General features: G+C 71.2%; 18 protein-coding genes. 3 read left to right on the top strand and 15 right to left on the bottom strand.

Annotated features, from left to right (window positions below; translation table 11 throughout):
* Nucleotides 1-1,522: glycoside hydrolase family 13 protein (locus CCL05_RS19230; RefSeq protein WP_208641568.1), on the bottom strand; the 1,522-nt coding region annotated here is incomplete at its 3' end.
* A 139-nt stretch (nucleotides 1,523-1,661) separates the two neighbouring features.
* Entirely contained in the window at nucleotides 1,662-2,933 is a 1,272-nt protein-coding gene (locus CCL05_RS19225; RefSeq protein ID WP_086561729.1) for an ABC transporter substrate-binding protein, read from the bottom strand.
* A gap of 121 nt (nucleotides 2,934-3,054) precedes the next feature.
* Here CCL05_RS19225 and CCL05_RS19220 point away from each other — a divergent pair, with 121 nt between their 5' ends.
* The 3 genes from CCL05_RS19220 to CCL05_RS19210 all read left to right on the top strand — a co-directional run bounded on the left by CCL05_RS19220 (nucleotide 3,055) and on the right by CCL05_RS19210 (nucleotide 7,056).
* Entirely contained in the window at nucleotides 3,055-3,570 is a 516-nt protein-coding gene (locus CCL05_RS19220; protein ID WP_086561728.1) for a PadR family transcriptional regulator, read from the top strand.
* Nucleotides 3,567-4,322: an ABC transporter ATP-binding protein gene (locus CCL05_RS19215; RefSeq protein WP_107400482.1), complete on the top strand. Its 756-nt coding sequence runs from the start codon at nucleotides 3,567-3,569 to the stop codon at nucleotides 4,320-4,322. Before CCL05_RS19220 ends, CCL05_RS19215 begins: the two co-directional genes overlap by 4 nt.
* A gap of 70 nt (nucleotides 4,323-4,392) precedes the next feature.
* Nucleotides 4,393-7,056, top strand: coding sequence for an ABC transporter permease (locus CCL05_RS19210; protein ID WP_086561726.1), 2,664 nt, complete (start codon nucleotides 4,393-4,395; stop codon nucleotides 7,054-7,056).
* 19 nt (nucleotides 7,057-7,075) lie between these two features.
* Here the strand turns inward: CCL05_RS19210 and CCL05_RS19205 are convergent, their stop codons facing one another.
* The 13 genes from CCL05_RS19205 to uvrC all read right to left on the bottom strand — a co-directional run bounded on the left by CCL05_RS19205 (nucleotide 7,076) and on the right by uvrC (nucleotide 23,768).
* On the bottom strand, nucleotides 7,076-7,939 hold the full coding sequence (locus CCL05_RS19205) for a DUF3824 domain-containing protein (protein ID WP_425275926.1): 864 nt from the start codon (nucleotides 7,937-7,939) through the stop codon (nucleotides 7,076-7,078).
* 214 nt (nucleotides 7,940-8,153) lie between these two features.
* The gene (pgi, locus tag CCL05_RS19200) at nucleotides 8,154-9,806 is read right to left on the bottom strand and encodes a glucose-6-phosphate isomerase (RefSeq protein WP_086561724.1); all 1,653 of its coding nucleotides are present in this window, start codon (nucleotides 9,804-9,806) and stop codon (nucleotides 8,154-8,156) included.
* A 70-nt stretch (nucleotides 9,807-9,876) separates the two neighbouring features.
* On the bottom strand, nucleotides 9,877-11,145 hold the full coding sequence (locus CCL05_RS19195; RefSeq protein WP_086561723.1) for an MFS transporter: 1,269 nt from the start codon (nucleotides 11,143-11,145) through the stop codon (nucleotides 9,877-9,879).
* A gap of 134 nt (nucleotides 11,146-11,279) precedes the next feature.
* Nucleotides 11,280-11,615 carry an RNA polymerase-binding protein RbpA gene (locus CCL05_RS19190; protein WP_003957010.1) on the bottom strand — a complete coding sequence of 112 codons (336 nt, stop codon included), beginning with the start codon at nucleotides 11,613-11,615 and terminating at the stop codon, nucleotides 11,280-11,282.
* 223 nt (nucleotides 11,616-11,838) lie between these two features.
* Entirely contained in the window at nucleotides 11,839-12,075 is a 237-nt protein-coding gene (gene secG, locus CCL05_RS19185; protein WP_208641567.1) for a preprotein translocase subunit SecG, read from the bottom strand.
* Between the two features lie 95 nt (nucleotides 12,076-12,170).
* Nucleotides 12,171-12,926 carry a triose-phosphate isomerase gene (gene tpiA / locus CCL05_RS19180; protein ID WP_086561722.1) on the bottom strand — a complete coding sequence of 252 codons (756 nt, stop codon included), beginning with the start codon at nucleotides 12,924-12,926 and terminating at the stop codon, nucleotides 12,171-12,173.
* A gap of 41 nt (nucleotides 12,927-12,967) precedes the next feature.
* The gene (locus CCL05_RS19175) at nucleotides 12,968-14,179 is read right to left on the bottom strand and encodes a phosphoglycerate kinase (RefSeq protein WP_086561721.1); all 1,212 of its coding nucleotides are present in this window, start codon (nucleotides 14,177-14,179) and stop codon (nucleotides 12,968-12,970) included.
* 142 nt (nucleotides 14,180-14,321) lie between these two features.
* The gene (gene gap, locus CCL05_RS19170) at nucleotides 14,322-15,329 is read right to left on the bottom strand and encodes a type I glyceraldehyde-3-phosphate dehydrogenase (RefSeq protein WP_086561720.1); all 1,008 of its coding nucleotides are present in this window, start codon (nucleotides 15,327-15,329) and stop codon (nucleotides 14,322-14,324) included.
* A 257-nt stretch (nucleotides 15,330-15,586) separates the two neighbouring features.
* Nucleotides 15,587-18,538, bottom strand: coding sequence for a M14 family metallopeptidase (locus CCL05_RS19165; protein WP_086561719.1), 2,952 nt, complete (start codon nucleotides 18,536-18,538; stop codon nucleotides 15,587-15,589).
* A 151-nt stretch (nucleotides 18,539-18,689) separates the two neighbouring features.
* The gene (whiA, locus tag CCL05_RS19160) at nucleotides 18,690-19,679 is read right to left on the bottom strand and encodes a DNA-binding protein WhiA (protein ID WP_086561718.1); all 990 of its coding nucleotides are present in this window, start codon (nucleotides 19,677-19,679) and stop codon (nucleotides 18,690-18,692) included.
* Nucleotides 19,670-20,749 (bottom strand): gluconeogenesis factor YvcK family protein, encoded by a 1,080-nt coding sequence (locus CCL05_RS19155; protein ID WP_086561717.1) that lies wholly within the window; start codon nucleotides 20,747-20,749, stop codon nucleotides 19,670-19,672. The genes whiA and CCL05_RS19155 overlap by 10 nt, the downstream gene beginning before the upstream one ends.
* Nucleotides 20,746-21,705, bottom strand: coding sequence for an RNase adapter RapZ (gene rapZ, locus CCL05_RS19150; RefSeq protein ID WP_086561716.1), 960 nt, complete (start codon nucleotides 21,703-21,705; stop codon nucleotides 20,746-20,748). Before rapZ ends, CCL05_RS19155 begins: the two co-directional genes overlap by 4 nt.
* Nucleotides 21,702-23,768, bottom strand: a complete 2,067-nt coding sequence (gene uvrC, locus CCL05_RS19145; RefSeq protein WP_086561715.1) for an excinuclease ABC subunit UvrC — start codon at nucleotides 23,766-23,768, stop codon at nucleotides 21,702-21,704. The genes rapZ and uvrC overlap by 4 nt, the downstream gene beginning before the upstream one ends.
* Nucleotides 23,769-23,983 lie beyond the last annotated feature (215 nt).

The following is a 23,983-nucleotide window of genomic DNA, read 5'->3' as shown; positions in this document are numbered from 1 at the left end:
CGCCCCGGGTGAAGGCCAGCACCCCGGGCGGGGCCTCCAGCCAGCGCAGCGTGCCCTCGCCCAACTGGGGCAGCGCGGCCCGCAGTTGGAGGCCGTCGCGGTACAGGTGCCAGAAGGAGCGGGTGTCGGCGAGGGCCCGGTCGGTGGCGTACTCGGCGAAGTACTCCGGCTGCGGCAGCCACGGCTTGGCGCTCTCCTCGCCGGAGGTGAAGCCGAACGGCGAGGCCTGCCCCGACCAGGGCAGCGGTACCCGGCAACCGTCGCGGATGCGGGCCCGGCTGCCGGTGCGGCGGAAGATCGGGTCGGTGAGCACGTCGTCGGGCAGGTCCACGACCTCGGGGAGGCCGAGCTCCTCGCCCTGGTAGATGTACGCGGCGCCGGGCAGGGCCAGCATCAGCAGGGCGGCGGCCCGGGCGCGGGCGGCGCCGAGGCCGCTGCCCTCGGTGGCGGGTTCGCCGTAGCGGGTGACGGTGCGGACCTGGTCGTGGTTGTTGAGGACCCAGGTGACGGTCGAGCCGGTGCCGGCGATGTCCTGCATGGCCTCGGAGATGACCTTCTGGAAGGCGTCCGGGTCCCAGGGGGCGCTGAGCAGGTCGAAGAAGAAGGCCTGGTGGAGTTCGTCGGGGCGGACGTACTGGGCGTGCTCGCGGGCGGTCGGGACGGAGACCTCGCCGACGAGGAGGCGTTCGCAGCCGTCGCGCTCGGTGTACTCCTCGCACAGGGCGCGCCAGCGGCGCCACACGTCGTGCACCTCGGGCTGGTTCCAGGCGAGCGGGTTGACCGAGTCGCGGGTGCGGGCGTCGGCCTCCGGGTCGTCCGAGTCGGGCAGTTCCGGGTGCTTGAAGAGCCCGGCGGCGACGTCGATGCGGAAGCCGTCGATGCCCCGGTCCAGCCAGAAGCGGAGGATCCGGTCGAACTCGGCGGCGATCTCGGGGTTGCGCCAGTTCCAGTCGGGCTGCTCGGGCGCGAACATGTGCAGGTACCACTGGCCGGGCCGCCCGTCCGGCTCGGTCACACGGCTCCAGGCGGGGCCGCCGAACATGGAGTGCCAGTTGTTGGGCGGCTCGGAGCCGTCCGGGCCTCGGCCGTCGGCGAAGTGGAAGCGGGCGCGGGCCGGGCTGCCGGGCGGGGCCGCGAGCGCCGCGCGGAACCAGGGGTGCTCGCTGGAGCAGTGGTTCGGGACGATGTCGAGCAGCACCTTGATGCCGAGCCGCCGCGCGGCCCCGACCAGCAGGTCGAACTCGTCGAGGTCACCGAAGAGCGGGTCGACGTCGCAGTAGTCGGCCACGTCGTAGCCGTGGTCGTGCTGCGGCGAGGGATAGAAGGGGCTCAGCCAGATCCCGTCCACGCCGAGCTTCTTCAGGTAGGGCAGTCCGGCCCGGACGCCGGCGAGGTCGCCGACGCCGTCGCCGGTGCTGTCCAGGAAGCTGCGGACGTACACCTGATAGATCACTGCGTCACGCCACCAGTGGTGCCTGTTCAACCCATCGACCTGTCTCTGAGGAGGGCAGCGGTTATGCATGCATGTTAAGTAGGCATGTCGAGAGGGTGTCAATGAAAAGACAGAAGCTACCGAGGAGTTGAGGTGGTAGAATCCGGCATTTATCGGACACATCTCAACCAGATGAGACGTCCGCGTTACCTAACAAGTAAGTAGAGGCCTAGCGGCGCGAGATGACGGCGAGCTCGCGGGCCAGCCGGCGCACCGCCGCCGCGGGCGTCTCGTTCCCGGCCATCGCGTCGTGCACGACCGCCTGCACGACCAGGCTGACCTGGTCGTAGCGCGGGCTCTTGGGACGCGGCGCGGCCGTGCGCACGCTCTCGCGCAGGGTCGGCAGATACGGGAACCTGCGGATGAGCGCGGGGTCCTCGTAGAGATCGGCCCGGACGGGCGGCAGCGCGCCGCGCGTGAGGACCTGGCGCTGGACGCGCTCGCTGGTGAGGTAGGCGATCAGGCGGGCGGCCGAGTCGGGATGCCGCGCGTGCGTGCTGACCGCCAGGTTGGAGCCGCCGAGGACACTCGTGCCCGGCCCGTCCGGTCCCGGCAGGGGTACGGCGCCGACCTTCCCGGCGACCTCGGAGCCCGGGGCGGAGGCGCCGACGTAGGCGTAGGGCCAGTTCCGCAGGAAGAGCAGCCGGCCGTCCTGGAAGGCCTGCTTGGACTCCTCCTCCTTGTAGGTCAGCGCCTCCTTCGGGATCCAGCCCTCGCGCACCCCGCGGGCCAGGAACCCGATGCCCTCACGGGCCGCCGCCGAGTCGACGGTGACGCGCTCGCCCTCGTCGCCGAGGATCGAGCCGCCCGCCGAGTAGACGGCCTCGGCCGCGTTGACCGTGAGGCCCTCGTACGGCAGGAACTGCCCGGCGTAGCCGTCGAGGCCGTACTTCGGGGCGATGGTCTTCGCGTACCGCTCCAGCTCCGCCCAGGTGCGCGGCGGCCGGACGCCCTCCTTGGCCAGGACGTCCTTGCGGTAGAGGAGGAGGCCGGCGTTGGTGACGTACGGGACGGCGTAGAGCTGTCCGTCGTAGGTCGCCGTGTCCACGACCGGCGGGAGGAAGGTCCGCAGCGGGAAACGGTCGCGGGGCAGCGGCCGGATCCAGCCCGCGGCGGCGAACTCCGAGGTCCAGTTGACGTCGATGTTGAGCACGTCGAACCGGCTGCGGTCGCCGTCGCGCAGATCGGTGGTCATCTGGGCCTGGGTCTCGTCGGCGGAGTCCGGCAGCTCGACGAGGGTCACTTTTTCGCCGGGGTGGGTGCGGTTCCAGCCCTCCAGCAGGGGACCGAGGTAGCCGGTAAGGTCTCCGGCGGTGGCGAGGGTGAGCGGTCCGCGGCCGCCGTCGGCGGGCTCGCCCGCCTGCGCTCCGGCGGCGACGTAACCGGTCAGGACCACGACGAGAACGAGAAGGCCCCTACCCGCGGCTTGGATCCACCGCATAGGTTCCTCCCTGTACACCGGCGACGGGCGCCTTCGCCCGGAACAGAGGCCATGTATACCTGTTAGGTATGGGCGATACTAGGGCCTGGAGCACATTGGACCGGACAGGAGGACTGCACGCGTGCGCCTGCCCCTCCTGGCACTCCTCGCCCGTGGCCCCGCCCATGGCTACGAGCTCAAGCAGGACCTTGAGCAACTGCTGGGCTCCGCGTACCCTCAGCCGAATGTCGGCCAGATCTATGTGACCCTCGGCCGCCTCGAGAAGTCGGGACTGATCGAGGGCGAGGACGTGGCGCAGTCCAGCCGGCCCAACAAAAAGGTCTACCACCTCACCGACGCCGGGCGGGAGGCGCTGCGCGCCTGGTTCGAGGAGCCCGAGGACGAGCCGCGGGTACGGGACGAGTTCTTCATGAAGCTGGCGCTCGCTCCGCAGAGCGGGCTCGCCGACCAGATCTCCCTGATCAACCAGCAGCGGCGCCAGTACCTGAACACGATGCGGCAGCTGTCGAAGCTGGCCGCCGCCGAAGACCGTGACAACCGCATCGCCCACCTGCTGATCGAGGGCGCGATGCTGCACCTGCAAGCCGACCTCGACTGGCTGGAACGGTGCCAGGAAGAGCTGGAGGAGCTGGAGTGAGCGACGACCGTCCCGCTCCTGTGCTGCGCGCCGAGGGCCTGGTGAAGACACACCACGGCGAGGGCGCGCCCGCCCATGCCGTGCGCGGGGTCGACCTGTGCGTACGGCCCGGCGAGTTCGTGGCGATCACCGGTCCGTCCGGGGCCGGCAAGTCGACGCTGCTGCATCTGCTCGGCGGCCTGCAGCGGCCGGACGCGGGCCGTATCTGGCTCGACGGCGAGTCCACCGACACCTACAGCGAGGCCCGCTGGGCGGTGGAGCGCCGCAAGCGGATCGGGATCGTCTTCCAGTTCTTCAACCTGGTGTCCAACCTGTCCGTCGCCGACAACGTGGAGCTGCCCGCCCTGCTCGCCGGGACCTCGCCGAAGCGGGCCCGGGCCGAGCGGGAACAGTTGCTGGCCGAGCTGGGCCTGACGGGCAAGGAGCGCAGCATGCCGGGCGAGCTGTCCGGCGGTGAGCAGCAGCGCGTCGCCCTGGCCCGGGCCCTGGTCAACCATCCCCCGCTGCTGCTGGCCGACGAACCCGCGGGCAGCCTCGACAGCAAGGGCACCCGTGAGGTCATGCGGCTGCTGTCCCGCTTCCACCAGCGCGGGCAGACGATCCTGCTGGTCACCCATGACGCGCGGCTGGCGAGCGCCGCGGACCGGGTGATCAGCTTCTTCGACGGCCGGATCGCCGACGACGCGGAACTCGACGGCGGCACTCCGCCGCGCCGGTCCGGCATATCCGGTGTGCTGGAACTCAGGGACTGACATGCGGGTGAGGGACTGACATGCGGGTGTACGACGGCTGCCCGGTGTCCGGGCCGAGAGGCTGAGGCCTGTGCGAGCCACCCTGCGCTGGGCGCACTCCGATCTGCGCACGCACCGCGGCGAGGCGCTGTTCCTCGTCCTCGCCACCGCGGGCATCGTCGCCTCCCTGCTGCTGGCCACGGCCCTGTTCGGGTACGCCACCAATCCCTGGCAGCGCGTGTTCACGCAGTCGCACGGCGCGCACGTGTGGCTGCACACCGACACCGCGGCCGACACCGGGAAGCTGGCCGGGCTGGACGGCGTCGACTCCGTCGCCGGCCCGTACCCGACCGCCGACACCGCCGTCGCCTCGCGCGGCAGCCGCGCCGCCGTCGAACTGCGCGGCACTCCGGAACGCCCGTCCGTCGGCCGCCCGCCGGTCGTCTCCGGCCACTGGCTGGACCCCGCGACCCCGAACGGTGTGGTCCTGGAGAGCCGCCTCGCCCGCGCGCTGCTGGCCGAGCCCGGCGACACCCTCACCGTGCCCGGCACCGCCCGCGAACTGACCGTCGTGGGCCTCGCCGACAGCGCCGAGCCGCGCTACCGGCCCGGTGAGCAGCCGGGCCTGGTGTGGGCACTGCCGTCGGCTGTGCCGGACCCCGGCGGCCAGGTGATCGGACTGCGGCTGACGGATCCCGGCGACACGTCCTACGTCGTCCAGCGTGCCGTGACCGTACTGGGCGCCGGGGCGATCGGGGAGGTGTCAACCTGGCAGCAGGCCCGCGCGGAGGCCCAGGGCGACAACCGGCTCCTCGGCCAGGTGCTGGGCCTGTTCGGGCTGGGCGCACTGATCGCCGCCGGGCTCGCCGTGCACGGTGCGATCGGCACCCGTATCCGCGGCCACTTGCGTGACCTCTCCGTCCTCAAGGCCATCGGCTTCACCCCCGGCCAGGTGGTCCGGATCTTCCTGCTCCAGCATCTCGCCTACGCGCTGCTGGGCGCCGTGGCCGCCGCCGCGCTGGCCGAGGCCCTGGGCAGCCGGATCCCGGGACGGCTCGGGGACGCGGTCGGCGTGTGGCAGGGGCTGCCCGGCCACACCGTGGCGCTGTTCGTCATTCCGGTGGGGGCGGTGCTGTTCATCGGCGCGACCACCGGCCTGGCCGCCTGGCGGGCGGGCCGCGTCCCACCGGTACCCGTGCAGCGTCCGACGCCGACGCTCGGCGGACGGCTGCCCGGGGCGAACACGGGCCGGGGCTTCGGCCCGGGCGGCACGGCGGCTCTGCCCGCCGGCCAGCCGACCGGGACAACGGGCGCTGCCCTCCCCCCACAGCCCGCAGCGGAACCGCCCGGCGGACGGCCGACCGGGACGACGAGCCAGGCCCTCGGACCGCAACCCGCAGCGGCTGCGCCCGGCGGGCGGCTGACCGACGGCCTGCGCCGGGTCCTCGGACTACGCCCCACAGCAGCGGCCGCACCTGACCGCCAGCCGACCGGGACAACCGGCCAAGCCCTCCCCTCACAGCCCGCAGCGGAACCGCCCGGCGGACGGCCGGTCGGCGGGGTGCGTCGGATCCTCGGGATGCGGCCCGCCGCTCCCCGGGGCGGGCAGCTCTCCGATCTGGCGCGTCGTGCCCTCGGAGCGCGGGTTCCGCCCGCGTTGGTGCTGGGCTGGCACAAGGCGTTCACGCGCCGGCCCCGGTCCCTCGCCACCGTCGCCCGCCTCACCCTGCCGCTGCTGCTGATCGTCGTGGCGATGAGCGCGTGGACCACCATCGACCGCTTCCACAGCACGCCCGAGCAGATCGGCCTGCCGACCGCCCTCAGCGTCCGCGCCGACGCCGGCCTGACCGAGCGGCAGACCCGCGCTCTCCTGGAACGCGACCCGGAGGTGGCCGCCGCCTACCCCGGCGTCGAGACGGCCGCCCTGGTCCCGGGCCAGACGGCGACCATCGCCCTGCGCGGCCTCGGCACCGGCCAGGACCCCTACCCGTACACCCTCTCCGAGGGCCGCCCCGCCCGCGGCGCCGACGAGGCCGTGGCCGGGCAGGGGCTGCTCGACCTGCTGGACGTGCGCGTCGGCGACTGGGTGCGGATGACCGTCGGCGACCAGCCGCAGATCCTGCACATCGTGGGCCGCAGCATCGAGCCGGAGAACGCCGGCCGGGTCATCTCCACGTCCCTCGACACCCTCCGCGCGAACGACCCCGGGCTCCGCCCGACCCTCTACGAGCTGCGTCTGGACCCCGGTGCCGACCCACGGGAGGTCGCCGACCGGCTGGCCACGGCCGGGCACGGACACCTGGACGTGCACACCGTGACCAACCCCGCCGACGGGCTCTCCCCGCTGCGCGCCGTCGTCGCCGGGCTGGTCGCCGTCCTCGCCCTCATCGGGCTGATCGAGCTGCTGACCGCGATCGGCGGCACGGTCCGCGAGAGCGAACGGGACCTGCTCGCGCTGAAGGCCATCGGCCTGTCCCCCCGGCAGATCACGGGCATCACGGTCATGGCCACCGGCTGTACCGCACTGGCGGCCGTGCTCGCCGCCACCGTCCTGGGCCTGCCGCTCGCCCACTGGCTGATCGACGCCCAGGGCCGGTCGAGCGGCATCGGCGCCGGGATCGCCCGGGGCCCGTCCGCCCCGCTGATGCTGCTGCTCGGTGCGGCGGCGGTACTCTGCGCGGCCGCGCTGGCCGCCGTACCCGCGGCCCGCGCGGCCCGCCGCCGGCTGGCGGACACGCTGAGCGCGGTCGCCTGACGTCCCGGCGGCTCCGGGGTCAGCCCCCGTAGGGGTGCTGCGGGTTGTACGGCGGCTGCGGGTGCGGGGCGTACGGGTGCTGCCCGCCCGGCGCGTAGGGATGGCCGTACGGGTTCCCCTGCGGCGGCACGTACGGCGATCCCGCCGGAGGCATCCCCGGCGGCATCCCCGGCGGCATGTGCGGGACCGGCCCGGGTGCGGGCGCCGGTGCCAGAGTCGCCGGATGGGCCTTCAGCCTGATCCCGTACCGCCGCTTGAGCCGCCCCATCTCCAGCAGCGCGATGGCGGTGACCGTCACGGGAGCGCCCAGGATGAAGACGATCCCCAGGGTGAGGCTCAGTCCGTGCAGATCACCGGTGACGAGGTCCGGGACGGCCACCAGCCAGCTGGTCACCATGGAGAGCAGCGGCGGAAGGCAGCGGTGCGTGGCGGCCGTGCCGAAGAAGTTGCCGGAGACCCGCACCGCCCCGTAGGCCGTGAAGATGAGCATCCACATCATCGTCAGGCCGACCCCGATGATCACGCCGGGGTTCGCCGAGCCGTTCACCGTCTGCACCAGCAACAGCAGGGCGGCCACGCACCCGACGAACAGCAGGAGCAGCAGAAGGGAGTTGCGCAGCGGCACCCGCAGCTGCCGCACCGTGCCGCCGCGCCGCCAGACCCAGAGCATCGCCCCGACCGTCAGCGGCGTGAGGAAGAGCAGGACGACGGAGGCCGTCATCGCGTTCTCCAGCAGCTCCGTGAAGTCGAAGCCGCCCTCGATGAAGGTGTAGACCCCGAGGGAGGCGACCGCCCCTGCGATGACCCGGAACCTCTTCAGCCGCTCCACGGACGGATCGAGAGGCTGCGGTATCCACGCGGGATGGAACACCGCCTGGGCCACGTCATGGGGCTTCAGGACGGACCTGACCGTCAGCGTGCCGCCTGTCCAACTTCCGCGTGTGCGTGCCACTTCGCGCTCCCCCGAGCACTCGCCGTGATGATCGACCGGGAGTCTACGGGAAGCGGAGGGGGCGCCGCCGGGCGGTGTGCGGAATCAGCGCGCCGCCGGGCGGTGGGCGAACGACGCGCTGCCGTCCGCCTCCCGCCCGGTGCTCTCACTGCCGGCCGCGCAGCTCCCGGTACGTGCCGACCAGGGCCTTGGTCGACGCGTCCAGGCCCTCGACCTCGGCGCCCTCGGTCAGCGCGGGCTCGACGCGCTTGGCGAGGACCTTGCCCAGCTCCACGCCCCACTGGTCGAAGGAGTCGATGTTCCACACGGCGCCCTGCACGAACACCTTGTGCTCGTAGAGGGCGACCAACTGGCCGAGGACCGACGGCGTCAGCTCGGGTGCCAGGATCGTGGTCGTCGGGTGGTTGCCCTTGAACGTCTTGTGCGGCACCAGCTCCTGAGGCACCCCCTCGGCCCGCACCTCCTCCGGGGTCTTGCCGAAGGCGAGCGCCTGCGTCTGCGCGAAGAAGTTGGCCATCAGCAGGTCGTGCTGCGCCTTGAGCCGGTCGCCCAGCTCGCCGACCGGTCGCGCGAAGCCGATGAAGTCCGCCGGGATCAGCTTCGTGCCCTGGTGGATGAGCTGGTAGTAGGCGTGCTGCCCGTTGGTGCCCGGCGTACCCCACACCACCGGCCCGGTCTGCCACTCCACCTCACGCCCGTCCCGGCCGACGTACTTGCCGTTGGACTCCATGTCGAGCTGCTGGAGGTAGGCGGTGAACTTGGACAGGTAGTGGCTGTAGGGCAGCACCGCGTGCGACTGGGCGTCGTGGAAGTTGCCGTACCAGATGCCCAGCAGGCCCAGCAGCAGCGGCACGTTGGACTCGGCGGGCGCCGTCCGGAAGTGCTCGTCGACGATCCGGAAGCCGTCGAGCATCTCCCGGAAGTTGTCCGGGCCGATGGCGATCATCAGGGCGAGGCCGATCGCCGAGTCGTACGAGTAACGGCCGCCGACCCAGTCCCAGAACTCGAACATGTTGGCCGTGTCGATGCCGAACTCGGCGACCTTCTCGGCGTTCGTCGACAGGGCGACGAAGTGCTTGGCGACGGCGGCCTCGTCACCCAGCGCGTCCAGCAGCCAGCCGCGCGCGGACGTGGCGTTGGTGACCGTCTCGATGGTGGTGAAGGTCTTGGAGGCGATGACGAACAGCGTCTGAGCCGGGTCCAGGTCGCGGATGGCCTCGTGCAGGTCGGCGCCGTCCACGTTCGACACGAAACGCACGGTCAGCGAGCGGTCCGTGAAGGCGCGCAGCACCTCGTACGCCATCGCGGGGCCCAGGTCGGAGCCGCCGATGCCGACGTTGACGACGTTGCGGATCCGCTTGCCGGTGTGCCCCGTCCACTCCCCGGAGCGCACCCGGTTCGCGAAGTCGGCCATCTTGTCGAGCACGGCGTGCACACCCGGGACGACGTTCTCGCCGTCGACCTCGATCACCGCGTCCCGGGGCGCCCGCAGGGCCGTGTGCAGCACGGCCCGGTTCTCCGTGGTGTTGATCTTCTCGCCGCGGAACATGGCGTCCCGCAGCCCGAACACGTCGGTGGCGGCGGCCAGTTCGCGCAGCAGCCGCAGGGTGTCGTCGGTGACGAGGTGCTTGGAGTAGTCGACGTACAGGTCGCCGACCCGGAGGGTGTACGCGGTGCCGCGGCCGGAGTCGGCGGCGAACAGCTCGCGCAGCTGGACATCGCCCAGCTCCTCGCGGTGCTTGGCCAGTGCCGTCCACTCGGACATCTGGTTGAGCCTGGTACGGCCGTCTGCGTTCATCTCGGGCTTCAGCCTTCTTTCCTGTCCTGCCTGCGTACCTTGCCCCGCTGCCGGTCCCCAACTTAATTGATCAGGGCGTGACATCGGCTGTCGTGGCGCTGTCGTCCGGCTCGACAACAACTACGTTCACCTTGAGCGCGGGTATCAGTGCGAGGACGGAGAGGACGAAGAAGGCGGCCGTGAGCAGGGGCGGGGTGTTCGGCCCCCAGGCGGTGGCGACGGCCCCGCCCAGCAGGGCGCCGAGGGGCACGCCGGCGAAGGCCAGGGTCCGGAAGGCCGAGCTGACCCGGCCCAGGAGCCCGGCGGGGCTGCGCTCCTGCATCAGTGTCGTCGTGTTGATGTTCCACACCATGCCCATGAGCCCGAAGACGGCCAGCGCGCCCACCAGCACGGCCAGGCTGCGCACGGTGCCCATGACGACGAGGGCGGCGGTCTGCACCGAGCCGGCGAGCAGCACGGACCGCAGCCGGCCGAGCCGCGCCACCAGCCGGCCGTTCACCACTCCCCCGGCCAGGCTGCCCAGTGTGAAGGCCGCGCCCGCCGCCGCGTATCCCGTGGGGCCCGCGTCGAGCCAGTCGGTGACGAGGACGACCAGCATGGCGAGCTGGGTGCCCATGCCGATGTTGCACAGGGCGGTCGCGGCGCACAGGCTACGCAGGGCGCGGTCGCGCCACAGGGTGCGCAGCCCCTCCGCGATCTCGCGGCGCAGGGTGCTCCCCGACGGTCGCGGCGTGCGGTCGGACTCGGCGGCCGGCAGCGAGCCCACCAGGGCCGCGGCCACCAGGAAGGTCACGGCGTCGGCCGCGAAGGGCACGGCGGCCCCGGCGGTCAGCAGCAGCGGCACGACGGGCCCGCCCAGCAGGCCGCCCGCGATGCGCTGGCCGGTCAGCAGCCGGGCGTTGGCGCTGCCGAGGGCGTCCCGGTCGACCAGGGCGGGCAGCAGGGCCGTGGCGGCGTTGTCGAAGAGGGTCTGGAGGGTGGTCAGGGCGAAGGCCAGCACGATGAGCAGGCCGATCGAGGCGTGACCGAGAGCGACGGCCACCGCGAAGGCGGCGACCAGCAGCCCCCGTAAGGCATCCACCCTCCACATGGCGCGCCGCTGGTCCACCCGGTCGGCGACGGCCCCGCCGAGCAGGCCGAAGACGATCCAGGGCAGATACCCGCACGCCGTGACGGAGGCGATGAGCAGCGGCTCGTCGGTCAGTGTGACGGCGAGCAGGGGCAGCGCGGCCGTACGCAGCGCGTCACCAAAACTGGACAGCCCGGCTGCGCTCCACAGCCGTCCGAAGCCGCCGCGCCACGCGGGCACGCGCACGCTGTCCACCTCGACCGTCGCCACTGTTCCCCCTCACGGTTCGCCCGATGCACAAACCGTAGAGGGCACCACTGACAATCGGTCGGCGAGCGGCCGTCCGTCGGTTGCGGAAAGCAACTCCGGCCGGGCACCTGCTGGTGCCCGGCCGGTCTCAACTCCTAGATTTCGCCCCGCAGTTTGGCGAGCGCCTCGGCGAGGATCGCCTCGCCGTCCGCGTCGCTGCGGCGCTCGCGCACGTACGCCAGGTGCGTCTTGTAGGGCTCGGTGCGCGGCGGGTCCGGCGGGTTGTCCCGGTCCTGGCCGGCCGGAAAGCCGCAGCGGGGACAGTCCCAGGTATCGGGCACCTGCGCGTCGCTGGCGAAGCTCGGCTGGGTCTCGTGTCCGTTGGAGCACCAGAAGGAGATGCGCAGCCGCGGCGCGGACTCGCCGCGCTCGGCCTCGCCCATCGGCCCCGCCCCGACCCGGCTTCCCCGGATCGCGTTGCCACTTGCCACGGTCGTAACTCCCTGCGTGATGGTGCCGCGAAGCGAGTCGGCGTTCCGCTTCGCTGCGAGCGCCTCAGTCTACGTAAGGCCCAACGCGCGTCCAGTGATTGGAGTTACAACCCTCACACCTAGACGCAAGCCCCATGATAGGCCGCGCTGTGCCGCGCGTACCGAACATGGGGCGTTACGTACGTATTGCCTGCGTACGCAGTGTGTGCGGGATGCGGGCCGGTCAGTTGTTCACCTTCATCAGGATGCCGAGCACGATAATGCACGCGAACCAGAGCAGACCGACCACGACGGTGATCCGGTCGAGGTTGCGTTCGGCGACCGAGGAGCCGCCGACGGAGGACTGCATGCCGCCACCGAACATGTCGGAGAGACCGCCGCCCTTGCCCTTGTGCATCAGCACCAGCAGCATCATCAGCAGGCTGAAGACGATCAGGGCGATCGAGAACCCCAAAACCACGGCTGGACCAACTTCCTCGGATTCGGATGGACGACGCGGGGCCCAGCACAGTGCTGGACCCCGCAAGGGTACGACGGATCGCGTCTACCGCATACTCACTGGTCGCGGAAGCGCACGATCTTGACGAACTCGTCGGCGTCCAGCGAGGCGCCGCCGACCAGGGCACCGTCGATGTCGGCCTGGGCCATGATCTCCGCGACGTTGCCCGACTTGACGGAGCCGCCGTACTGGATGCGGACCTTGTCGGCCAGCTCCTGCGAGTACAGCTCGGCGATCTTGCCGCGGATCGCCGCGCAGACCTCCTGGGCGTCCTCGGCGCCGCAGACCTTGCCGGTGCCGATGGCCCAGACGGGCTCATAGGCGATCACGATGGTCTCGGCCTGCTCGGCGGGGAGGTCCTTCAGACCGCCCTCGACCTGGGCGAGGGTGTGGGAGACGTGGTTGCCCGCCTCGCGGACCTCCAGCTCCTCGCCGACGCACAGAATGGGGGTCAGGCCGTGCTTGTAGGCGGCCTTGACCTTGGCGTTCACCAGCTCGTCGGTCTCGTTGTGGTACTGGCGCCGCTCGGAGTGGCCGATCGCCACGTACGTGCACTTCAGCTTGGCCAGCATCGAGCCCGAGATCTCGCCGGTGTAGGCGCCGGAGTCGTGCGCCGACAGGTCCTGCGCACCGTACTTGATCTTGAGCTTGTCGCCGTCGACCAGGGTCTGTACGGAGCGCAGGTCGGTGAAGGGCGGCAGGACGGCGACCTCGACGGCCTCGTAGTCCTTGTCGGCCAGGGCGAAGGCGAGCTTCTGGACGTGGGCGATGGCCTCGAGGTGGTTGAGGTTCATCTTCCAGTTGCCCGCCATCAGCGGCGTGCGCCCAGGAACGTTCGATACAGCCATCTAGGTCAGTCCTCCAGTGCGGCGAGGCCGGGGAGCGTCTTGCCCTCGAGGTATTCGAGGGAGGCGCCGCCACCGGTCGAGATGTGGCCGAATGCCGTCTCGTCGAAGCCCAGGGTGCGCACGGCGGCGGCGGAGTCGCCGCCGCCGACCACGGTGAAGCCCTTGGATTCGACGAGGGCCTGGGCGACCGCCTTGGTGCCCTCGGCGTAGTCGGGGTGCTCGAAGACGCCCATGGGCCCGTTCCAGAAGACGGTGGCGGCGTCGGCGAGCTTGGACGCGTACAGCTTGCGGGTCTCGGGCCCGATGTCGAGGCCCATCTGGTCGGCCGGGATGGCGTCCGCGGCGACGGTCGTGGGGTGGGCGGGAGCCTTGGTCTTCAGGTCCGGGAACTCGGTCGCGGTCAGGGCGTCGACGGGCACGACCAGCTCGACGCCGGTCTTCTCGGCCCGCTCGAGGTACTCCTGGACGGCCTGAAGCTGGTCCTCCTGGAGGAGGGACGCGCCGACCTCGTAGCCCTTGGCCTTGAGGAAGGTGTAGGCCATGCCGCCGCCGATGAGGATGCGGTCGGCCTTGCCGAGCAGCTGGTCGATGACGGCGAGCTTGTCGGAGACCTTGGCGCCGCCGAGGGCGACGACGTAGGGCCGCTGGAGGTCGTCCGTCAGCTTCTTCAGGACGGCGACCTCCTTGGCGATGAGGTAGCCGGCGGCGTGCGGCAGCCGGGCCGGAAGGTCGTAGACGGAGGCGTGCCCCCGGTGCACGGCCCCGAAGCCGTCGCCGATGTAGAGGTCCGCGAGGGCGGCGAGCTGGTCGGCGAAGGCGCCGCGCTCGGCGTCGTCCTTGCTGGTCTCACCGGCGTTGAAGCGCAGGTTCTCGACGACCGCGACCTGGCCGTCGGCGAGGGCGGCGACGGTGGCCCGGGCGGACTCGCCGACCGTGTCGGTGGCGAACCGTACGTCCGTGCCGAGGAGTTCACCGAGGCGCGCGGCGGCCGGGGCGAGGGAGAAGGCCGGGTCCGGGGCGCCCTTGGGGCGGCCCAGGTGCGAGGCGACGACCACCCGGGCGCCCGCGTCGGCGAGGGCCTTGACCGTGGGCACCACGGCGCGGATCCGGCCGTCGTCGGTGATGGTGGTGCCGTCCAGCGGCACGTTCAGGTCGGCGCGGACGAAGACCCGCCGGCCGGCGACCCCTTCGGAGAGGAGTTCGTCGATCGTCTTCATGAGGGGACTCCTGAAAGAGCTCGTGATCGCTCGTAAGCGCTCGTGATCGAACAGCTCTGATCTGTACGTGAGTCAGGGCTCGGACAGCGCATTCTCGCGCCGCCCGAGCCCTGCTCTCACATGGACGTGCCTGCTCTGTGGATCAGAGCTGGTTGCCGACGAAGACCGTCAGGTCGACGAGGCGGTTGGAGTAGCCCCACTCGTTGTCGTACCAGCCGATGACCTTCACGTTCTTGCCCTCCTGGACCATGGTCAGGGAGGAGTCGAAGGTGCAGGACGCCGGGGCGTTGACGATGTCGGACGAGACGATCGGGTCCTCGGTGTACTCGAGGATGCCCTTCAGCTCGCCCTCGGCCGCCTTCTGGAAGGCGGCGTTGACCTCTTCCTTGGTGACCTCGCGGCCGAGCTCGAGGACCAGGTCGGTGACGGAACCGGTCGGGACCGGGACGCGCATGGCCATGCCGTCCAGCTTGCCCTTGAGCTGCGGGAGGACCAGCGCGGTGGCCTTGGCGGCACCCGTGGTGGTCGGGATGATGTTCTCGGCGGCGGCACGGGCGCGGCGCAGGTCCTTGTGCGGGAAGTCCAGGATGCGCTGGTCGTTCGTGTACGCGTGCACCGTCGTCATCAGGCCCTTGACGATGCCGAAGTTCTCGTCGAGGACCTTGGCCATCGGCGCCACACAGTTGGTGGTGCAGGAGGCGTTGGAGATGACGTGGTGGTTCGCCGGGTCGTAGCTGTCCTGGTTGACGCCCATCACGATGGTGACGTCCTCGTCCTTGGCCGGAGCCGAGATGAGGACCTTCTTGGCGCCGCCGGCGATGTGCTTCTCGGCGTCGGCCTTCTTGGTGAAGATGCCGGTCGACTCGATGACGATGTCGACGCCCAGCTCGCCCCACGGGATGTCGGCGGGGTTGCGCTCGGCGAGGACCTTGATGGTCTTGTCGCCGACGGTGATGGTGTCCTCGGTGTGCGAGACCTCCTGCTTGAGGCGGCCGAGGATGGTGTCGTACTTCAGCAGGTGAGCGGTGGTCGCGGTGTCACCCAGGTCGTTGACAGCCACGATCTCGATGTCTGCACCCTGCTCCAGCAGCGCGCGGAAGTAGTTACGACCGATGCGGCCGAAGCCGTTGATGCCTACGCGGATCGTCACGAACCGATCTCCTCGTTGGTACGCCGGCCATGAAGAGCCGGCGAGCTCTGTTTGGGATGTCCCCGACCGCCTACGACCCTACCTCCCTGAGGCTGCGGTGGTGACATCCAGATGCCCCATACACGGCAGGGCGGTCCGTACCCGCCAGTAGGGGTACGGACCGCCCGTCACCGAGAGCGAGATCACTCGATTTCGCTCCTTGGTGTGGTGCCCGTTGACGGAGGGTTCCCCGCTCTTGTGGGGTCACACGTCCGCGGTCACACGTCGAGGGAGGCGAGCGCCTTCCTCATCAGTGCCGCCCGGTCGGCCGCGGTGGCGACGTGCTCCAGGCCGAAGCCCAGCAGCACGGTGTCGTCCGTGGTGACCGCGCCGTAGGTCTGGAGCAGGATCCCGGTGCGGGCCCAGTCCTTGAGGACGGCCGGACTGCCCTCGGGCGGTCCGGCCGCCTTCCAGGCGCCGAGCGAGGTCTCGAAGCCCTCGGTCTCCTTCGCCGTGCCGCCGACGACGAGCGAGGCCTCGTCGGCGAGAACGCCGTGCCCGCCGGTGCCCGGGTCGGTCACGTAGCTGATCGAGACCTCGACCGACTTGCCCGCGTACGCGCTCAGGTCGAAGTCCACCCGCTGCCAGCCGCCGGAGGCGCCGGTGAGGCTGTTCCACGAGCCGGTGCTGCCGGTCGCGGTGCAGCCGTCGTCCGACAGGGTCAGGTAGTGCTTCAGCCAGGGGTGCTCGCGGACGTAGAAGCCGCCCCCGCACTCGGCCGGAACGGCGGCCTTGGTGGCGCCGCCCGCCTCGGGCAGGGTCGTCCAGTCGTCGGCGCCCGTGGTGTGGGCCTCGACCAGGACGTTGTCGTAGCCGGGCTCGGTGTCCCACATCAGCTGGGTGCGCAGGGTGGGCTGGTCGGCCGCGGCGACACCGGTGAGGTCCACGGTGCGGGTGAGGCGCTTGTAAGCGTCGTCGGTGTGGACGGCGGCGGCCATCGAGGAGCCCGCGTACGGGCCGTACGGGTTGACCGCGCCGGCGAACTGTCCGGCGCCCTTGCTCGCGAACCGCGGGAACGTGCCGGCGGGCAGTTCGTCGGAGGTGACGCCGTAGCGGCCCGCCGCGTCCAGGGGGTTGCCGGGCGCTGCGGCGAGCGGGCCCGTGAAGCCGCCCAGCTCGCCGGAGCCGGTGAAGCCGGTGGCTCCGGCGGCCGAGGTACGGCTGTAGGCGCCCAGGTAGTACTGGCTGAAGTCGTCGGACAGGGCGCCGCCGAGGTCGACACTGCCGCCGGCCTGCTCACCGGCCTCGATCAGCCGGCCGCCCTCGTTGAGGAAGGCGCGCAGCTGGAGCTGGGTGGCGTTGCCGGGGACGTTCGCGCCCGTGTAGTGGACGACGGTGTCGACGTGGCTCAGCACGCCCAGCGCGTCCGGCGCGCCCTGCCGGGCGACGTCCCAGACGAGCGCCTTGCGGCCGCCGGCCTTGAGGGCGGCCACGTACTTCTGTGCCTGCGTGGCGGCCGCGCCCTCCTCGGCGACGACGAGGGTGTCCGCTTTGGGCCGCTCGGCGACGGTGTAGGTGAAGCGCTTGCTGGAGACCTTCTTGCCCTTCCTCGTCTCCCCGGTGAACCACACCTCGACCTTGTCGCCGGGGTCGCCGTCCCTGACCTTCGCCCGGTAGGCGTCGAAGTAGAGGTTGTCCTCACCGCCGTAGGTCTCGCCGCCCTTCCAGGGCTTCAGCTTCATGTCCTCGGTGCGGCCGCCGTTGACGCGGTACTTCAGTTCCTTGTCGCGCAGCGACTTGCGCGCGACGACGGAGACCTCCTGGTCGGCGCCGCGGGAGTACGACACCGGGAACGCGGCCGGGGTGAAGTCGGCGGCGCTCAGTCCGACCGACGAGGACGGCCGGTCGGGGTGGGCGGCGGACTCGGCGACGGAGAGCGCGAACGGGACGTTCTTGGCGAACTCCTGCCGGATCAGCTTCTCGTCGTCCGGGAAGGTGAAGACCGACCGGCAGTCGGACGCCTTCCACTCGTCGTCCGGGTCGGCGTTGGAGGCGGACTGGCAGGTCGACATCTCGGGGGTGAACATCGCCATGCCGTTGACGTTCGCCGCGTGGCCGTCGGCCTCGCCGTTGGTGGTGTACAGCTCGGAGGAGAGCTGCGGGTGGTAGCCGGGGATCGCGGAGTTCCCGGGCGTACCGGCGAGTGCCCTGTAGAGGACATCGTCCGGGGTGGGCGTGGCCACCTGCCAGCCGACTCCGTAGAGCAGCAGTTCGGCGGCGGAGTGATAGTTGATGCCGTACGTGAAGCCGATCCGCCGCTCGAAGGCGTCCAGGGCCTTGGTCTCCGGCTCGGAGCCCGGTCCGGCGCCGCGGTAGGTCTCGCTGGCGGGGTTGGGTGACGAGCCCTCGTTGTCGTAGCCCCACTTGTAGGCGAAGTTGCGGTTGAGGTCGACGCCGTCGCCGGTGCCGATGACGCCGTCGCCGTTGACGTCCCGCAGGTTCTTGCGCCACATGCGGTTGTCGTCACTGGCGTGGGTGTAGTCGTAGCCGTCGGGGTTGGCCGAGAGGACGAACCACAGTTCGGTGGAGTCGACGATCTTCTTGACGCGCCGGTCCTTCTTGTAGTTGTCCAGGTAGTGGTGCATCAGGCGCCGGGTCATCTCCGGCGTGATCCACTCACGCGCGTGCTGGTTGGACAGGTAGAGGACCGAGGGCTTGGAGCCGTCCTTCGTCTTCTTGGCGCCCTTGGTGAGCTTGAGCGCGAGGATGTCCTGGCCCCGTACCGTCTTGCCGATGGAGACGACCTTGGTGAGGCCGGGGTTCTGCTGCGCGGTCCTGAAGATCTCCTCCTTGAGGCCGCCCTTGCCGCTGTACGGGCGGAAGACGCCCTCGGCGGCGTTCTCGACGCGGGCCTGCGCCTGGGTGGAGAGGTCGTGCTCGGTGAGGTCGACGCCCTGCTTCGCCAGCTTCTTCGCCTGCTGGTCGGTGAGGTAGACCTCGACGGTGCCCGTGCCCTTGTCGGGCACCTGCTCGCCGAGTTCGTGGCCGTCCTGGCCGGCCGCGAGCAGCAGGGGTACCTGCCGACGGGTGACGTCGGCGCGGAAGACCTTGACTTCGTCCGGGTCGGACGGGCGTGGACGGTCAGGTTGTGCCTGGGCGATGGGCGCGATGCTCGCTCCGCCGATCAGGAGCGCGCCGACAGCGAGGATCGATCTCGCTCTTCGTCTCATGAACCCCCCTAGCGTGGGTTCGCCACAGCAGCGAACAGATGCCAGGCTCATGACAGTCCATGATCGAGTCAAGAGTTCCCGAACGACACGCGAAAGCCGGTGCCGACCACCCAAGTGGCGGCCGACACCGGCTTCTTGACGGACTGTGGGATCAGCCCACGAGATTGTCGGCGAGGTCCTCGGAGAGGTTGGCCTCCGTGCCCGGGATGCCCAGGTCGGAGGCGCGCTTGTCGGCCATGGCCAGCAGGCGGCGGATCCGGCCGGCGACGGCGTCCTTGGTCAGCGGCGGGTCGGCGAGCGCGCCCAGCTCCTCCAGGGAGGCCTGCTTGTGCTCCATGCGCAGCCGGCCGGCCGCAGCGAGGTGCTCGGGGACGTCCTCGCCGAGGATCTCCAGCGCGCGCTGCACACGGGCACCGGCGGCGACGGCCGCTCGGGCCGAGCGGCGCAGGTTGGCGTCGTCGAAGTTGGCGAGCCGGTTCGCCGTGGCGCGCACCTCGCGGCGCATCCGGCGCTCCTCCCAGGCCAGCACCGACTCGTGGGCGCCGAGGCGGGTGAGCAGGGCGCCGATCGCGTCGCCGTCGCGGACGACGACCCGGTCCACGCCGCGCACCTCGCGGGCCTTGGCGGCGATCGACAGGCGGCGGGCGGCGCCGACCAGGGCGAGCGCGGCCTCGGGCCCCGGGCAGGTCACCTCCAGGGAGGAGGAGCGGCCGGGCTCGGTGAGCGAGCCGTGCGCCAGGAAGGCGCCCCGCCAGGCGGCCTCGGCATCGCAGGTGGCCCCCGAGACCACCTGCGGGGGCAGGCCGCGGATCGGGCGGCCCCGCCCGTCGACCAGGCCGGTCTGGCGGGCCAGCTGGTCACCGCCCGCGACGACGCGCACCACGTAGCGCGAGCCGCGGCGCAGTCCGCCCGGTGCCATCACGATCAGCTCCGAGCTGTGGCCGAAGATCTCCAGGATGTCCCGCTTGAGGCGGCGGGCCGCCATCGCCGTGTCCAGCTCCGCCTCGATCACGATCCGACCGCTCACCAGGTGAAGGCCGCCGGCGAACCGCAGAATGGCGGAGACCTCCGCCTTTCTGCAGCAGGTCCGGGTGACGGGGAGCCGGGAGATCTCGTCCTTCACCGCTGCCGTCATCGCCATGGGCCGATCCTTCCATGCATCCGAAAAATACGGTCGTACGCGGCGGCCAACAGCTCCGGGTCATGCCTCGGGGTCCCGTCGGGCCGGGCCACCGGCGCCAGCTCGACCGCGGCCCCGAACCGCTTGGCGGCATCGGTCAGGGAGTCGCGGTCGGGCACGGCGGCCTCGTCGGCCAGCACCACGTCCAGGGCGAGTTTAGGGGCGTGTCGTCCCAAAACCTCCAAATGACGCTGCGGAGAGAAGCCCTCGGTTTCTCCGGGCTGCGGGGCGAGGTTCAGGGAGAGTACCCGGCGGGCCTTGGTCTGCGTGAGCGCGTCCAGCAGCTCGGGCACGAGCAGGTGCGGGATGACCGAGGAGAACCAGGAGCCGGGGCCGAGCACCACCCAGTCCGCGTCCAGGACGGCCTGGACCGCCTCGGGGACGGCCGGCGGGTCGTGCGGCACGACCTGCACGGACTGCACTTCACCCGGGGTGAGGGCGACGGTGGCCTGGCCGCGGACCGTGTCCACCTCGTCCGGGCGGGCCGGGTCGTGGCCCTTGACCAGGGCCTGGAGCTCCAGCGGGACGGCGGACATGGGCAGCACGCGGCCCTGTGCGCCGAGCAGCCGTCCGACCAGGTCGAGGGCCTGGACGTGGTCGCCGAGCTGCTCCCACAGGGCGACGATCAGCAGGTTGCCGACCGCGTGCTCGTGCAGGTCGCCCTGGGACTGGAAGCGGTGCTGGATGACGCGCGCCCAGGTCTGGCCCCAGTCGTCGTCACCACAGAGCGCGGCCAGTGCCTTGCGCAGGTCGCCGGGCGGCAGCACGCCCAGCTCGTCGCGCAGCCGGCCGCTGGAGCCGCCGTCGTCGGCCACGGTGACGACGGCGGTGAGGTCGCCGGTGATCCGGCGCAGCGCGGCGAGCGAGGCGGACAGGCCCATGCCGCCGCCGAGGGCGACGACCTTGGGCTGCGTGCCCCGGCGGCGGGGTCTGCCGCCGCGGGCCTCGGCGGGCCGGCCGCCCCTTCCGTCGGTGCTGCCGTCGGGCACCACCCGGCGCAGCCGGCTCAGCCGCGGAGTACGTCGTGTCATTCGCGTCCCATGTCCCGGTGTACGACCACCGTCTCCACGCCCTCGGCGGCGAGCCGGGCGGCGAGCTTCTCCGACATGGCGACCGAGCGGTGCTTGCCGCCCGTGCAGCCCACGGCGATGGTCACGTAGCGCTTGCCCTCACGGCGGTAGCCGGTGGCGACGAGCTGGAGGAGCTCCGTGTACCGGTCGAGGAACTCCTTGGCGCCCGGCTGGTTGAAGACGTAACCCGACACCTCCTCGTTGAGGCCCGTGTACGGGCGCAGCTCCGGCACCCAGTGCGGGTTCGGCAGGAAGCGGCAGTCGACGACCAGGTCGGCGTCGACCGGCAGCCCGTACTTGTAGCCGAAGGACATGACTGTGGCCCGCAGCTCCGGCTCCTCCTCGCCGGCGAACTGGGCGTCCATCTTGGCGCGCAGCTCGTGCACGTTGAGGCTGGAGGTGTCGATCACCAGGTCGGCGTCGCCGCGCAGCTCGCGCAGCAGCTCGCGCTCGGCGGCGATGCCGTCGACGATCCGGCCGTCGCCCTGGAGGGGGTGCGGGCGGCGCACCGACTCGAAGCGGCGCACCAGGGCCTCGTCGGAGGACTCCAGGAAGACGATCCTCCGGGTGACGTTCTTCGCCTCCAGGTCGGCGAGTGACTCGCGGAGGTTGTCGAAGAAGCGGCGGCCGCGGACGTCGACGACGACGGCGATCCGGGCCACGTTGCCCTGGGAGCGGGCGCCGAGCTCCACCATGGTGGGGATCAGCGCGGGCGGCAGGTTGTCGACGACGAACCAGCCGAGGTCCTCCAGGCACTTCGCGGCCGTGGAACGGCCGGCCCCGGACATGCCGGAGATGATCACCAGCTCGGGGATGGCCGCGACCGGGGCTCCGGCCTTGTCGTTGGGCGTGCCCGTACTCACCTGTGCTCCGTCTCCGGCTTGCTTTTCTTGTCCGTCGTGCTCGTTCACATTCATGTCTCCTGCCCCCGTCGTTCGTCCGGGCCGCCCGTTCGTACGGGCTCCCCGCTGGAACCCATGGTGCCGGGTTCCTCCTCCATGATCTCTCCAGTCGCCGTGTTGACGGCGGGTGCGGCCGGGGCCGCCTGGGCGAGGGCCACCGCGATGGTCTCGGCGGTCTTGCGGCCTATGCCGGGAACCTCGCAGATCTGGTCGATGGTGGCGGATCGCAGTTTCTTCAACGAGCCGAAGTGCTTCAGGAGTGCCTGCTTGCGCGTGTCTCCCAGGCCGGGGACGTCGTCCAGGGGGCTGGACCGGAAGCGCTTGGACCGCTTGGTGCGCTGGTAGCTGATCGCGAAGCGGTGGGCCTCGTCACGGACCCGCTGGAGCAGGTACAGGCCCTCGCTGGTGCGGGGCAGGACCACCGGGTCGTCGTCGCCGGGCAGCCAGACCTCCTCCAGGCGCTTGGCGAGGCCGCACACGGCGATGTCGTCGATCCCGAGGTCGTCCAGGGCCCGCTGGGCGGCCGCGACCTGGGGGGCGCCGCCGTCGACGACGACGAGCTGGGGCGGGTAGGCGAACTTCTTGGGGCGGCCGTCGTCCTCGGTGAGGGTGTTCGTACTGGTGAGGGCAGTGTCGTCGGTCTCGGCGTTCTCGCCGTCCGTCCACTCGCCGGTCTTCTCCTTCTCGGCGAGGTAGCGGCGGAAGCGGCGGGTGATCACCTCGTGCATGGAGCGGACGTCGTCCTGGCCCGCGAAGCCCTTGATCTGGAAGCGCCGGTACTCGCTCTTGCGGGCCAGGCCGTCCTCGAAGACGACCATGGAGGCCACCACGTCGTCGCCCTGGAGGTGGGAGATGTCGTAGCACTCGATCCGCAGCGGGGCGCTGTCCAGGTCGAGGGCGTCGGAGATCTCCTCCAGGGCGCGCGAGCGCGTGGTCAGGTCGGAGGCGCGCTTGGTCTTGTGCAGGACGAGCGCCTGCTGGGCGTTGCGCTGCACCGTCTCCATGAGGGCCTTCTTGTCGCCGCGCTGCGGGACGCGCAGGGAGACGCCCGAGCCGCGCCGCCCGGCGAGCCACTCCTGGACGGGCTCCACGGGGTCGGGGAGGGCGGGGACGAGGACCTCCTTGGGAACCGCGTCGCCCGTCTCCTCGCCGTACAGCTGCTGGAGGGCGTGCTCCACGAGGGCGCCGGTGGTGATCTCCTCCACCTTGTCCGTGACCCAGCCGCGCTGGCCGCGCACGCGTCCGCCGCGCACGTGGAAGATCTGGACGGCTGCCTCCAGCTCGTCCTCGGCGACCGCGATCAGGTCGGCGTCGGTCGCGTCGGCGAGCACGACCGCGTTCTTCTCCATGGCCTTCTTCAGGGCCTCGATGTCGTCGCGCAGCCGGGCCGCCCGCTCGTACTCCATCTCCTCGGCCGCCTCGCCCATCTGCTTCTCCAGGCGGCGGATGTACGTGGCCGTGCGGCCGGTCATGAAGTCGCAGAACTCGTCGGCCAGTTCGCGGTGCTCCTCGGCGGAGACCCGGTCCACGCAGGGGGCGGAGCACTTGCCGATGTAGCCGAGGAGGCAAGGGCGGCCCGTCCGGGCGGCGTTCTTGAAGACGCCGGCCGAGCAGGTGCGCACGGGGAAGACGCGCAGCAGCAGGTCGACCGTGTCACGGATCGCCCACGCGTGCGCGTACGGCCCGAAGTAGCGGACGCCCTTCTTCTTGTGACCGCGCATCACCTGCACGCGCGGGTACTCCTCGTTCATCGTCACCGCGAGGTAGGGGTAGCTCTTGTCGTCGCGGTACTTGACGTTGAACCGGGGGTCGTACTCCTTGATCCACGAGTACTCCAGCTGGAGCGCCTCGACCTCCGTGGACACCACCGTCCACTCCACGGACGCGGCCGTGGTCACCATGGAGCGGGTGCGCGGGTGCAGGCCCGCCAGGTCCTGGAAGTAGTTCGCCAGGCGCTGGCGCAGGCTTTTCGCCTTTCCTACGTAGATCACCCGGCGGTGCTCGTCACGGAACCTGTAGACCCCCGGCGAGTCGGGGATCTCACCCGGTTTGGGGCGGTAGCTGGAGGGGTCGGCCATGTCTCACACCCTACTGGCGAGCACCGACAGTCCGACGGGACGGCGGGACACGATCACGGCCTCGGCGAGGGGCGGTTTCCAACGGCATGCCCCGCCAGGGGTTACGGCACGCCGGGAGCGGGAATGCAGGCTTCCCACGGGGACACGGCGACGTCCGGCGGACGGAGGCCGTGCCGGTGCAGGCAGGTTGTCGGTGCGGACCGGCCGTTTCGGTG

The organism is Streptomyces africanus (assembly GCF_002150735.1).
Lineage (GTDB): Bacteria > Actinomycetota > Actinomycetes > Streptomycetales > Streptomycetaceae > Streptomyces > Streptomyces africanus.
The sequence above is the reverse complement of the archived record's forward strand: the minus strand, read 5'-3'. Positions and strand labels throughout refer to the sequence as shown.